The sequence below is a fragment of the Aminobacter sp. UC22_36 genome (genome assembly GCF_044056035.1).
In the GTDB taxonomy this organism is placed as follows: Bacteria; Pseudomonadota; Alphaproteobacteria; order Rhizobiales; family Rhizobiaceae; genus Aminobacter.
On sequence record NZ_CP171996.1, the window covers coordinates 908,973 to 921,073 of the forward strand.

The window sequence follows — 12,101 nt, forward strand, 5'->3', positions numbered from 1 at the left end:
TTCTCCCAAGCAACATCAGGACAGGTCATGATCAAGAGCATTTTCCTCGCCGCCGCTGCCACCGTCGCCCTCAATGGCGCTGCTTCCGCACAGGTGCTGACCGAGAAGAACATCTCGTCGAGCCTTGCCGTCGAGATCGCCCAGAACGCGGTCGCCGCATGTGCTGCCGACAAGTACAACGTCACCGCCGCCGTGGTCGACCGCGCCGGCGTGCTGCGCGCCCTCGTCCGCGCCGACAATGCCGGCACCCACACGGTTTCGGCTGCCCAGGACAAGGCCTTCACCTCGGCCTCGTCGCGCACCCCGACCTCCAAGATGGCCGAGAACGTGCAGAAGAACCCCGGCGCTGCCGGCCTCGTCGACATTGACGGTTTCCTGGTGCTCGCCGGTGGCATGCCGATCAAGGCTGGCGACGCTGTCATCGGCGCGATCGGCGTCGGCGGCGCACCGGGCGGCAACTTTGACGAAGCCTGCGCTGTCGCTGCGCTCGAAAAGGTCGCCGACCAGCTGAAGTAAGCCCATTCGGCAGCATTGCCGGCATGATCAGCCCCGCTCCCGGCTTCGCCCGGAGCGGGGCTTTTTCGTGCGCCGGCGCAGGCGAAACGGGCCATTTGCCGGCGGTTCCAAAATCGTTGCGGTGGCCGGCGAATGCGTCTATATACGGGCCGAATTTCCCATTTTCTGGTGGTCTTGATCCACCGCCCGCGTGAGGGACGCGGGCGAGCGAAGAGGATATATCGCATGGCCAATACGCTGCTTATGCCCAAGGCGACCGCCGTCTGGCTGGTCGACAACACGGCACTTTCGTTCGAACAGATCGCGCAGTTCTGCTCGCTGCACCCGCTCGAAGTGAAGGCCATCGCCGACGGCGAGTCGGCCCAGGGCATCAAGGGCATGGACCCGATCATGACCGGCCAACTGAGCCGCGCCGAGATCGCCAAGGGCGAGGGCGACAGCAATCACCGCCTCAAGCTGTCGGACCCCAAGGTCCGCGTGCCCGAGGCCAAGCGCAAGGGTCCGCGCTACACGCCGCTGTCCAAGCGCCAGGATCGCCCGAACGCCATCTACTGGCTGGTCAAGAACCATCCCGAACTGAAGGACGCGCAGATCTCGCGCCTCGTCGGCACGACCAAGGCGACGATCGAGCAGATCCGCGAGCGCAAGCACTGGAACATGGCGACGCTGTCGCCGCTCGATCCGGTGGCACTCGGCCTGTGCTCGCAGATCGACCTCGACATCGAAGTGCAGCGCGCCTCGCGCGGCCGCGAAGCCCCGGCACCGACCGGCGATACACTTTTGCCGGCTTCGCTGACCGAGCGCCTGACGCCCGAGCAGGCCGCACCCAGGGACGAAGACAAGGAACTCGACGCCAACGCCGTGTTCGCCAAGCTCTCGGCCCTGCGCTCGAAGACGCCCGACGAGGACGAAGACGACAAGTTCTGAGGGTTTTCCTCACAGCATCAAAAAGGCCCCGTTATGCGGGGCCTTTTTTGTTTCTGCGCTGCCCTGCAGGAGAGGTCAGTCCGACAGGCGCGGTGCTGCCATATCGCGGCCGAAGCGGTGCAGGATCAGGCTGGGCGAGCGGTCCGCCGCCGGTTCGGCGAAGGTAATGGCGGCCTCGACATCCCTGTAGAAGAAGCGGTGTCCGCCCTCGGCAAACAGCCGCAGTCTGGGCTGGCCGGTGAACTGGGCAAACAGGCCGTCGTCGTCGCGCATGACGGAGAGGATCACATCGGGCGCGAGCCGGTAGCGGCCGACATAGCTGTCGAACAGCTTGGGATCGACTGAAACTTCGCTGTGGCGCGGCTTGGCCCTGGTCAGCGGGATCTCTGGATTGAGCAGATGCAGGCCGATGTCGCTGACGCCGGTGTTGGCATTCGACAGCACAACGACACCGGTCCGTGCACCGGGGTGGAAGCCGATGAAGGCGCTGTAGCCGCCGGTGCCGCCATCGTGCCAGGCGATCTCGCCATTGCTGCTTTTGGTGACGACCCAGCCGAGGGCAGCGGAGGTCTCCTGTTCGCCGATCGCCCGCCGCGTTGCCAGCGTGCCGGCAAGGGCCGTGGTCAGCGGCGTCGTGTCCTTGTTGAGCGTCACCTGGAGCAGGTCGAGCAGGTCGCTGGCGCTCGAGCGCAGCGCGCCGGCGCCGGCAAAGGCGGGCAGGTCCCAGTTGGGAACAATCTCCAGCACCGCGTTGTGGCCGGTTGCCATGCGCTTGGCCAGACGTGGCGCAAGCGCGATCGCCGTGCTGCGCATGGCAAGCGGGGCGATGATGCGCTCATCGACAAGGGCTTCGTAATCCTTGCCGGCGCGGCTTGCCAGCGCCTGCCCCAGAAGTGCTGAGCCGAGATTGGAGTATTCATATTCGGTGCCGATGTCGCGCGGCAGCGTGTAGCTGGAGACGAAGGCATGCATCTGCTCGACCGTGTAGTCGGCATAAGGGTTGGTCTCGTCGGTCGGCTCGAAATCGTCGGGCATGCGTGGCAGGCCGGAGGTGTGGGTGGCGAGGTCGACAAGGGTGATCGCCTTGCCGCCGCGTTCAGGGACGGCGACGTTCATCGGCAGGTATTTGGCCACCGGGTCGTCCAGCTTCACTTCGCCCCGTGCGGCCATGTCGGCGAGCAGCAATCCGGTAAAGACCTTGGTCACCGAGCCGATCTCGTAAACGGTGTCGCCGTCGACCGCGCGTGGATCGAGGCCGCCGAAGCTGCCATGGGCAACGATGTTGCGCCCGCCCGGTCCGATCGTGCCGACGACGATGCCGACACTTTGCCTCTGGACGTCGATCCTGTCGGCAAGGATGCGGCGGATCTCCGTCTCGGTGGGCAGCTGGCTTGACGAGGCGCTCGAGGCTGTCGTCACGACAATGGGCCTGTCCATCTTGCGGTCAAGATAGAGCAGCCCGCCGGCAACGGCAGCGACGGCGAAGATCGCGGCAGCGGCGGTCAGCGCGCCTGAAAATGCGGAAGGAATCCGGAAGCGAGTCATTGGTTATCGTCTTGGGGCTGTCGTCTTTTGGGTGTTGTCTTTGGGTAGCTCTGGCGTGAAGGCTGATGTGCAAGGTGCAAACGTCACTGTCTGGCGCGTCCGGATTGCGGGAGCATTGCGGTTGTCGATATCCAGGCGCGGCTGACCGCTGGCTGGGCTGCAAGCGCTGGCTGGCAAATCGGCCCTGTTTCACGCACGCGGCAAAAAGGCCCCGTCTCGACGGGGCCCTTGGTTTCGCTTGTGGTTCGAGGCGTCAGCCCCGGCGGTTCAGTCGGTCAGTCGCGGTGCCGAAATGTCGTTGCCGAACTGATGCAAGGTCAGGCTTGGCGACGGGCCGGCTTTTGCCTGCACGAAGGTGATCGCCGCCTCGACATCCTTGTAGAAGAAACGGTGCCCGCCCTCGGGGAAAAGGCGCAGCCTGGGCTGGCCGGTCAGCTGCGCAAACAGCTTGTCGCCGTCGCGCGTGATTTCGAAGACCAGGTTGGGCGCGAGCTCGTAGCGGCCGGCATAGCCGTCGAAGAGTTTCGGATCGACGACCGCTTCGACCGGTTTCGGCTTCGGCTCGGCGAGCGGGATGTCGCGGTCGAGCAGGTGCATGCCGATGTCGTTGACCCCGGCGTCGGAATTGGAGAGGACGACGACACCGGACCGGGAGGCGGGATGGAAGCCGATGAAGGTGGTGAAGCCGCCGGTGCCGCCGCTGTGCCAGACGATATCGCCTGACGAGGATTCGGTGACCATCCAGGCGAGACCGATCTGGGTGTCGGCGTTGACCGGCTTGCGCTTGACGCTCGCCGCGGCAACGGCCTCGGTGAGCGGGGTCTTTTCGGTGCTCAGCGCCATGGCCAGGAACCTGACCAGATCGTTTGTCGACGAGCGCAGCGCGCCGGCGCCGGCAAAGGCCGGAAGCTCCCAGTTGGGGACGGGCTGCAGGTCGCCATTATGGCCCGTGGCCATGCGTCCGGCGAGTTCGGGCGAAAGCGTGATGGCGGTGCTGGTCATGCCAAGCGGGTCGATGATCCGCTGCCGCATCAGCGTCTCGTAGTCGATGCCGGCACGGCGGGCCAGCGCATGGCCGAGCAGACCGAAGCCGGTGTTGGAATATTCGAAATCGGCACCGATGTCGCGCGGCAGCTGGTAGTGCGACAGGAAGCCGTAGAGCTGTTCGGTGGTGTAGGCGGCGTAGGGATTGAGCATGTCAGGCGGAACCAGGTCGTCGGGCAGGCTCGGCAGGCTGGAGCGGTGGGTCGCCAGATCGGCAAGGGTGATCGACTTGCCGGCGCGCTCGGGCACAGTGACGCCGTCGGGCATGTAATTGGCGAGCGGGTCATCGAGCTTCACTTCGCCTGATGCCGTCATGTCGGCCAGCAACAGGCTGGTGAACACCTTGGTGATCGAACCGATCTCGAAAAGCGTGTTGCCATCGACCGGGCGCGGGTCACTGGCGCCAAACTTGCCGTGGGCAACGACGCTGCGGTTATGCGGCCCGATCGCGCCGACGACGATGCCGACGCTTTCGGCCCTGAGGTCGATGCGCTCGGCAAGGATCTTGCGGATTTCCGAATCGGCCGGGAACGTATTGGAGGCGCTGCTGGCGGATGCTGTCGTCACCGTGAAAGGTCTCTCGATCAATTGGTCAAGACAGAGCAGGCCGGCCGAGAATGCAGCCACGGTGCAGATTGCCGCCGTGACAGTCAGGGCGCCTGAAAGCGCGGAAGGGGTTCTTTTTGATATCATCGTGTTGCTGTCTCTCGAACAGGCATTGTCGCTTGGGAGCCTCACTCATCTGACGGCCTGAGATTGCAACAGCATTGCGCGCCCCGTCACATGGGCTGCAAGCGCGGCCGTCGGCTTGCCGGTTCGCCTTGGCAGGCGCATGATCATGGGCTCAGCGAACGCAAGATGCCCCTGAGGTGCGAGATGAGCGGGTCCGCCGCATTCGACGCCTGGAGTGCCGGCAACAGCTACGAGCATTACATGGGCCGGTGGAGTCGGCTGGTGGCGACGAAGTTCGTCGCCTGGCTTTCGCCGCCCGAGCAGGTCGCGTGGCTGGAGATCGGATGCGGCACCGGCGCGTTGACGGCTGCGGTGCTTTCAGCTGCGGCACCACGCTCGATTTTGTCCATCGATCCCTCAGTCGATTTCGTAGCACATGTCCGCAAAGCGATCGGTGACGGACGGGTCCGGTTCGAAGTGGCGGATGCGCTGAAGCTGTCGGCGGAGCCGGCGAGCATCGACGTCGTCACCTCCGGGCTGGTGCTCAACTTTGTTCCCGACAGGCCGGCCGCCCTTGCCGAAATGCGACGCGTGCTGAAACCGGGCGGCGTGGTGTCGTTCTATGTCTGGGACTATCCTGGCGGCGGCATCGGCTTCATCCGCCAGTTCTGGCAGGCAGCCATCACCATCGATCCGGCTGCGGCGGAGCTGGGCGAAGGCAAGCGGTTTCCGTTCTGCACACGCGAAGGGCTTTTGGCGCTATGCCGGGAAGCCGGCTTGCGCGACATTGCCATCGCGCCGATGGAGATCGAAACCCGGTTCGCGGATTTCGAGGCGTTCTGGCAGCCGTTCACGCTGGGTGCGGGGCCAGCACCTGGTTACTGCATGAGCCTGAACGCGTATCAGCGCGCCAAACTCAAGGCGCGCCTGGCCGAGCGGCTGGGATCGACGGGGCCGATCGAACTTGTGGCGCGTGCCTGGATGGTCAAGGCGAAAACGCCAGGCTGAACGGCGGAGCCGTTGGCGATGCGAGCCGCGCTATTCGCTGGCGATGAAGCGCAGCGTGCCGGCGATGCCTGAGCCTGATGCGCCGCCCTTGCGGTCGGACGGATGGTTGATGCCGTCCATGACAGGGATTTCGGTGAAGTCGAACGGGCTGATGCCTTCGAGGATGGCGGCGTTGACGCCAAACTGGTTGGGGTTCGAGCGGCGCTGGTGGTGGGTGTAGATGCCGCATTTCGAGCAGAAGTAGTGCTTCGCCGCCATGGTGTTGAACTGGTAGATGGTCAGCGCGTCTTCGCCTGATAGCACATCGACGCCGCCGAGATCGGCCGACAGGGCGACCGCGCCCTTCATCCGGCAGTAGGAGCAGGTGCAGCGTCGCGCGCTGCGCAGGCCGTCCGACAGCCCTGACGCGCAGACGGACCGTGCCGCAGTGGCAGGCGCCGTTGATCTCATGAATGTCCATGTTCATGGCCGCGATGTCCTTGTCGTCAGGGTTATCAGGTTCGGTTCTCAACTGAACTGAACCGGTCGCGATTTCAAGGATGTGGGCCCGATTGTCGCTTGTACCAAAACCAAAAAAGCCCGGCTTGTGGCCGGGCCTTTCTGGTGAGGCTGATGCCGGGAGGATGCGTCAGCCACGGGAGGTGCGATCGGGGGTGCCGAAAGATTCGCTGCGTTCGACGCTGCGGTAGTAGTCGACGAGCAGCTTGCCGCGCTCGGGCTTGAAGCTGCGGCCGGAAGAGGCGACCGAAGAGATGCGGTCGATACGGAAGGCGCGGAAGTCGTTGCGCATTTCGCACCAGGCGATCAGGGTCCAGACCTTGCCCCAGAACCACAGGCCGAGCGGGCGCACGTCGCGGGCCGAACCGCGGCCGGCCTCGTCATTGTAGTCGAGCTTGAGCACCTGGCGCTTTTCGACGGCGCGTTCGATCAGGTCGATCGCCTCGCGGTCGGCGTCGGAAACCACCCACATCGGCGTGTGGATCTCGGTGCGGGCGATACGGTCCTTTTCGGAGTCGGGCAGCACGGCGCCGATCTTGACCAGCGCTTCGTCGGCGGCACGCGCCATGGCGGCACCGCCAAAGGCGCGGACCATGCGGGCGCCGGCAACCAATGCGACGATTTCATCTCGTGTGAACATCAGCGGCGGAAGGTCGAAACCTTCCCTCATCATATAGCCCACCCCGGCCTCGCCATCGATCGGCACACCCGTCGATTGCAGGTCGGCGATGTCGCGATAGATCGTGCGCTCGGAAACCTCGAGCCACGCGCCCAGCTTGTGCGCGGTGACCAGGCGGCCACCTCGGAGATGCTGTACGATCTGGAACAGCCTGTCGGCGCGTCTCATCGAAAACCCCTCAAAGTCTCGCGCTGTTCTTGGCCAAGTGGGGGCGCCTGGCTTCGATGACAATGCGCATCGTCAAAAAGCTGTTCCGTTGGGCCTTCGTGCCGGCGCTGGATGGCGCCGAATGACCACGCATGCGGAACTCTTCATCCTATCATCGCACAAGGCTCCTGACAGCGTGTTGTCAGGAGGCGTCACCATGTGCGCGCGCCACCATGGCATGCTCGCGTGCGAACATGGCGCGCATCTCGCCGATCTGGCCGGCCATCTCGGGATAGAGCGCCTCGAGAAAGGCCGCGGCAAAAGTGCCTGGCGCCGAGCCCGGAGCCGAGACGATGTTGTTGTCGGCGACGGCGTGCGGCACATCCTGGTAGCTTGCTGCACCAGCATAGGCCGGCTCGTGGCCGAGGATCCAGTCGCGGCCGTTGCTGGTGTGGCTCGTGCCTTCGAACAGGCCGGCGCGGGCGAGCGCCAGTGTGCCGGCACAGATGCCGCCGACCACGCCGCCGCGCGCCGCGACCGCCTTGAGCAGTGGCGCAACATCAGGCGCGTCCTTCGCTGCCCAACCGTCCGAACCGATGACCGCGACCGCGTCGAGATCCATGTTTTCCGCCGGATCAGTGCTGCGCGTGGCGGCAAGGCTGAAGCCGGCGATCGAGGTCAGCGGCGAGGCGTGCGGCGAAATCGCCACCGCGCGCGAGCCGAACCATTCGACCGCCGATGCGGCCAGCAGGCCGTATTCCCAATCGGCATAACCTTCGATGAACAAGACGCCGATGGTCTTGGGTGCGGTCATGGGCGTGTCCCCTGTGTCAGGCGATGTGTCAGTTGCGGTCGGCGCGGCGCGTATTGAAACGGTCGGGCCAGCCGATATCCTTGCGGATGCTTGTCGGCAGCGAATTCATCAGCCGCTCGGTGCGGATCTCATTGTGCATGGTCCTGACCTTGCCGGCATAATGCCTGATGGTGCGAAAGATGTCAGGCGTGAAGGTGTTCATGACGGGTCCTCCTTGTCTTGAGTGAGAGGAGTATCGCACACCCCTCCTGACAGCAGTCTGTCAGGAGCAGGCCGGCGTCCTGAAGTTAATTGGCGTCAGACTTTGGCCGGCATCGTGTAGTTGAGCGCGAGCCGCCCGCCATCGGCAAAAATGGTCTGGCCGGTGATGTAGGAGGCGTCGTCGGAGGCGAGGAAAGTGGCGATCGCGGCGATCTCCTGCGGCTCGCCGATGCGGCCGAGCGGGGTGCGCGACAGGATGCGGGCTTTCGCCGCCGGATCGGCCTTGGCGCGAGCCAGCATGTCGGTCGAGATCGAACCGGGGCCGATGGCGTTGACGCGGATGCCGTGGGGCGCAAGGCCGAGCGCCATGACTGTCGTCAGCTGGGCGATGCCGCCCTTGGACACCGCATAGGGCACCTGGTCGGCAATGGCGACGACCGAATTGACCGACGACATGTTGATGATCGCCCCTGGGCCGCCGCCCGCCTTGACCTTGTCGACCATGATCCGGGCGACGGCCTGGCCGGCAAGGAAGGCACCCTTGAGGTTGATCCTCAGCACGCGGTCGAAATCATCCTCGGCGAGGTCGAGGAAATCGGCCTGGTGGTCGATGCCGGCATTGTTGACCAGCACGTCGACGTCGCCGAAGGCGTCGATCGTCGAGGCGACGAGATTGTGGACGTCGAGGCGCTTGCCGACATCGGCGCGGACGAAACGGGCCTGGCCGAGCTTTTCAAGGTCGCGCTGGGCGGTGTTGCCCTGCTCATTGTCGATGTCGGCGATGACGACGCGCGCACCTTCGCGCAGGAAGCGCTCGGCAATGGCATAGCCGATGCCCCTGGCGCCGCCGGTGATGATTGCCGTCTTGCCGTCGAGCTTCATTGTCCGCTCCCTTGGCCCTGCTTCGCGGGCGAATCCAGTTGCGGACAGTGGCGGGAAGGGCAGGCGCGGTCAACGGGGAGGGAGGACGGCGAGCCTACCGCGCCGGCCTTGATCAGCCCGAAGATGCGGCGGTGAAAACCGCCCGCTGGGCCTCGAAGGCGCGCTTGTAGGCGGGCCGCGCCTGGCCGCGGGCGACATAGGCTGAGAGATTTGGATAATCTTCCACTATGCCATCCCCCTCCAGCCGGCGCAGCACCATCACCATCATCAGGTCGCCGGCGCTGAATGTGCCATCGAGCCAGTCGGCATCGCCAAGCCTATTGGAAAGCTCGCCCATCCGGACGCGGATGCGATCCTTGAGCATCGGTATGCGCTCCTCCAGCCAGGGCTTGTCGCCTTCCACAAAAGGCGCCTGCTCAAGCTCGACGATCGGCGGCTCGACCGTATTGAGCGCGGCAAACATCCAGGTGATGGCGCGCGCCCGGGCGTTGGCATCTTTTGGCAGCAGCCCGGCATGGTGCTCGGCGATATGCAAGATGATGGCGCCCGACTCAAACAGGACGAGATCGCCTTCCTCATAGGTCGGGATCTGCCCGAACGGATGAAGCGCCAGATGGGCTGATAGCTTCATCGCCTTGAACGAAACGAGACGAACCTTGTAAGGCTGGCCAACTTCCTCGAGTGCCCAGCGCACGCGCATGTCACGCGCCAGTCCCTGGCCGCCGTCAGGCGAGCGTTCAAAGGCGGTGATGGTGGGGGTCATTGGACGGCTCCGGCTTGTTGCATGTCCTTGTATTCAGCCACCAGAGGACGAACGACCGGCGTGGCTCCCGACAACGTACCCGATTTTCCTTCGGCAGCGCACGGCTCGGCGCGGCTGACGGCACCATTGCCGTCGTTCACGCAATCGCCGCTATTGCGAAATGCCGAGCCACTGTTGCAAAACAAGGCATGTCCAAGACGACTCCTGCCACGTTGATGCTCGCCAAATCAGGTGTCCCTTTCGCCGTGGCTACCTATGACTACGATGCCGGCGCCGAGCGTGTCGGGCTGCAGGCGGCGGAGGCCATGGGGGTGCCCGCATCCATCGTGCTCAAGACGCTGATGGTCGAGGTCGATGGCAAGCCGGCCTGCGTGGTGGTGCCCTCCGATCAGGAGGTCAACATGAAGAAGGTGGCGGCCGCCTTCGGCGCCAAGGCGGCGCAGATGATGAAGCCGGTCGATGCCGAGCGGCTGACCGGTTACAAGGTCGGCGGCATCAGTCCCTTCGGCCAGCGCAAGCAGGTGGCAACCGCCGTCGAGGAGATGGCGACGCTCGAAGACGAGGTCTTTCTCAATGGCGGACAGCGTGGCCTGCAGATTCGCATGCGGCCCGACGACCTGGTCCAGGCGCTTGGGGCCAAGGTGGTCGACCTCATCCGCTGATGTTTCGGCCGAGGGGGCGGTTCGTCCGCGCCGGACAGCAACGCGTTATTTCCGCTTGTCGATGAAATGCTGCTTCAGCCTCGCGACGTCGTCCGCCGACCAGCCCTTGATGTCGGCGACCTGCATCCAGGCATCGATGTAGTGCTCGGCGGCATAGACATGGCCGTAGCCCATCGGGGCGGTGGTGGCCATGGCGATGTCGAGCGTCAGCTGCAGGAAGGTGACGACGGGATACCAGCGCAGTTCGGGCGACACGTCAGGCCCGCGCGGCGTCTTCATCCAGTCCGGCTCGCGGTAGAGCGCGTGCGTTTTCGTAAAAGACGATCGGGTCGGAGGCGTATTGCAGGTAGACGAGGCGCAGCGGCCCCCACTGGGCCCCCGGAATGTCGAGCGCGTTGTTCTGGGCGGTGAAGCGGACATAAGAGCCGTCGCGGAACGCCGGCAGCCACTCCGGCGTGCCGGGATTGCGGTCGTCGGTGATCGAACGCCAGATGCGGCTGGCGAAGGGCGGGCCGCTGAGCAACGCACCCTGGTAGGGATCGCCAAGCACTTCGAACAGCTCGTTGGAAAGCTCGGTGCTCAAGGCGCCGAGGCTGAGGCCGAAGAGATAGAGCTTCGGCCGCGTTTGCCGGGGCAGCGTGTGCCAGTAGCCATAGACCTCGGTGAACAAGGCGCGCGACTGCTCGGCGCCATAGCCTGGTTCAACCAGCAGCGACAGCCAGCTGGCGAGATAGGAATACTGGGCGGCGACGCTGGCGACATCGCCATGGTGCAGGAACTCGATCGGGTCGATCGCCTGTTCGTCGACCCAGCCGGTGCCGGTGGGCGTGACAATGACCAGCGTCGAGCGCTCGAAGCCGCCGGCACGCTTGAGCTCTTCCAGCGCCAGCCTGGCGCGCTGCTGCGGCGTGTCGCCCGACTGCAGCCCGACATAGACGCGCACCGGCTCCCTGGCCGGCTTGCCGGAGAGCTTGCCGATGTCGGCGGCGGTCGGGCCGGTGGCGATGTAGGAGCGGCCCATGCGGCCGAGGTCCTGCCAGCGCACCAGCGAGGCGGCACTGCCGGTTTTTTCTGGATCGGAGGGCTGCTGCGTCTCCGGCGGCATCAAAGCGTCGAGGCGCTGGAACGAGCTGTCCATCACGCGCAGGCCGTAGCGGAAGATGATGCCGTCGGCGGCCGACCAGAACAGCAGCACGGCTATGGTCGTGCCGATGACGTAGGACACGCGCGTCGGCACGAAGCGGCGCAGCTTTTCAGAGACGAAGACCAGCGTCAGCTTGAACAGCCGGCCAAGGGCGACGAGCACGATGAAGGTGACGAGCGCGATGGCGCCGACCTCGAGCGGATGGGCGGTGTCGACCGGATCGAGCCGCATCAGGGCGCGGATCGAGTTCTGCCATTCGGCGGCGCGCCACAGGAAGACCAGCCCGACGATGCCGCAGGCGAGGGCGGCGACGAGCTTGCCGCCGCGCAGTATGCGTGCCTTGAGTTCGGGCAGCTCGAGATAACGCCACAGCCAGCGCAGGAAGAAGCCGCCACCATAGCCGACGGCGGCCGAAAGGCCCGACAGTGCGCCCTGGGTCAGGTAGTTGCGCGGGATCAGCGTCGGGGTCAGCGATGCGGCGAAGAACAGCGTGCCGAGCAGCAGGCCGGTCGTCGAAAACGAATACCAGTAGCGGACGGCCCAGTTGCGCATGAATCTGCCCTTCGATTGCCAGGGCAACTTGCCGTGCGCGCCGGGCC

Annotated in this window: 11 protein-coding genes and 2 pseudogenes; 4 read left to right on the forward strand and 9 right to left on the reverse strand. The window is 65.1% G+C overall.

Annotated features, from left to right (window positions below; translation table 11 throughout):
* Positions 1–27 precede the first annotated feature (27 nt).
* On the forward strand, positions 28–516 hold the full coding sequence (locus tag ACHMW7_RS07495; protein WP_395449660.1) for a heme-binding protein: 489 nt from the start codon (positions 28–30) through the stop codon (positions 514–516).
* A gap of 225 nt (positions 517–741) precedes the next feature.
* Positions 742–1,443, forward strand: a complete 702-nt coding sequence (locus ACHMW7_RS07500) for a DUF1013 domain-containing protein (RefSeq protein ID WP_395449661.1) — start codon at positions 742–744, stop codon at positions 1,441–1,443.
* Positions 1,444–1,518: 75 nt separating this feature from the next.
* On the opposite strand, the gene ACHMW7_RS07505 is transcribed toward ACHMW7_RS07500, so the two are convergent.
* Complete coding sequence (locus ACHMW7_RS07505; protein ID WP_395449662.1) at positions 1,519–2,988, reverse strand: serine hydrolase; 1,470 nt, start codon at positions 2,986–2,988, stop codon at positions 1,519–1,521.
* 267 nt (positions 2,989–3,255) lie between these two features.
* On the reverse strand, positions 3,256–4,599 hold the full coding sequence (locus ACHMW7_RS07510; protein ID WP_395449663.1) for a serine hydrolase: 1,344 nt from the start codon (positions 4,597–4,599) through the stop codon (positions 3,256–3,258).
* Positions 4,600–4,908: 309 nt separating this feature from the next.
* Between ACHMW7_RS07510 and ACHMW7_RS07515 the strand changes: the two genes are divergently transcribed.
* Positions 4,909–5,712, forward strand: a complete 804-nt coding sequence (locus ACHMW7_RS07515) for a class I SAM-dependent methyltransferase (protein ID WP_395449664.1) — start codon at positions 4,909–4,911, stop codon at positions 5,710–5,712.
* A 30-nt stretch (positions 5,713–5,742) separates the two neighbouring features.
* Here the strand turns inward: ACHMW7_RS07515 and ACHMW7_RS07520 are convergent.
* From ACHMW7_RS07520 to ACHMW7_RS07545, 6 genes and pseudogenes are all read right to left on the reverse strand, one after another.
* A pseudogene (locus ACHMW7_RS07520) lies at positions 5,743–6,178 on the reverse strand (GFA family protein).
* A 162-nt stretch (positions 6,179–6,340) separates the two neighbouring features.
* Complete coding sequence (locus tag ACHMW7_RS07525) at positions 6,341–7,057, reverse strand: helix-turn-helix transcriptional regulator (RefSeq protein ID WP_395449665.1); 717 nt, start codon at positions 7,055–7,057, stop codon at positions 6,341–6,343.
* A gap of 181 nt (positions 7,058–7,238) precedes the next feature.
* Positions 7,239–7,850, reverse strand: a complete 612-nt coding sequence (locus ACHMW7_RS07530) for a DJ-1/PfpI family protein (protein ID WP_395449666.1) — start codon at positions 7,848–7,850, stop codon at positions 7,239–7,241.
* Positions 7,851–7,878: 28 nt separating this feature from the next.
* Positions 7,879–8,052, reverse strand: a complete 174-nt coding sequence (locus ACHMW7_RS07535) for a hypothetical protein (RefSeq protein ID WP_395449667.1) — start codon at positions 8,050–8,052, stop codon at positions 7,879–7,881.
* A gap of 95 nt (positions 8,053–8,147) precedes the next feature.
* Positions 8,148–8,933 (reverse strand): SDR family NAD(P)-dependent oxidoreductase, encoded by a 786-nt coding sequence (locus ACHMW7_RS07540; protein WP_395449668.1) that lies wholly within the window; start codon positions 8,931–8,933, stop codon positions 8,148–8,150.
* A gap of 112 nt (positions 8,934–9,045) precedes the next feature.
* The gene (locus tag ACHMW7_RS07545) at positions 9,046–9,696 is read right to left on the reverse strand and encodes a glutathione S-transferase family protein (RefSeq protein ID WP_395449669.1); all 651 of its coding nucleotides are present in this window, start codon (positions 9,694–9,696) and stop codon (positions 9,046–9,048) included.
* A 188-nt stretch (positions 9,697–9,884) separates the two neighbouring features.
* Here ACHMW7_RS07545 and ybaK point away from each other — a divergent pair, with 188 nt between their 5' ends.
* Entirely contained in the window at positions 9,885–10,358 is a 474-nt protein-coding gene (ybaK, locus tag ACHMW7_RS07550; protein WP_395449670.1) for a Cys-tRNA(Pro) deacylase, read from the forward strand.
* A gap of 45 nt (positions 10,359–10,403) precedes the next feature.
* Here the strand turns inward: ybaK and ACHMW7_RS07555 are convergent.
* Positions 10,404–12,054 (reverse strand): annotated as a pseudogene (locus ACHMW7_RS07555) (alpha/beta hydrolase).
* Positions 12,055–12,101: the final 47 nt, after the last annotated feature.

Bases quoted from the DNA above. Each gene is read 5' to 3' on its own strand.
- ACHMW7_RS07545 (WP_395449669.1), bottom strand. From the start codon at position 9,696: ATGACCCCCACCATCACCGCCTTTGAACGCTCGCCTGACGGCGGCCAG.
- ybaK (WP_395449670.1), top strand. From the start codon at position 9,885: ATGTCCAAGACGACTCCTGCCACGTTGATGCTCGCCAAATCAGGTGTC.
- ACHMW7_RS07515 (WP_395449664.1), top strand. From the start codon at position 4,909: ATGAGCGGGTCCGCCGCATTCGACGCCTGGAGTGCCGGCAACAGCTAC.
- ACHMW7_RS07540 (WP_395449668.1), bottom strand. From the start codon at position 8,933: ATGAAGCTCGACGGCAAGACGGCAATCATCACCGGCGGCGCCAGGGGC.
- ACHMW7_RS07505 (WP_395449662.1), bottom strand. From the start codon at position 2,988: ATGACTCGCTTCCGGATTCCTTCCGCATTTTCAGGCGCGCTGACCGCC.
- ACHMW7_RS07495 (WP_395449660.1), top strand. From the start codon at position 28: ATGATCAAGAGCATTTTCCTCGCCGCCGCTGCCACCGTCGCCCTCAAT.
- ACHMW7_RS07500 (WP_395449661.1), top strand. From the start codon at position 742: ATGGCCAATACGCTGCTTATGCCCAAGGCGACCGCCGTCTGGCTGGTC.
- ACHMW7_RS07525 (WP_395449665.1), bottom strand. From the start codon at position 7,057: ATGAGACGCGCCGACAGGCTGTTCCAGATCGTACAGCATCTCCGAGGT.
- ACHMW7_RS07535 (WP_395449667.1), bottom strand. From the start codon at position 8,052: ATGAACACCTTCACGCCTGACATCTTTCGCACCATCAGGCATTATGCC.
- ACHMW7_RS07530 (WP_395449666.1), bottom strand. From the start codon at position 7,850: ATGACCGCACCCAAGACCATCGGCGTCTTGTTCATCGAAGGTTATGCC.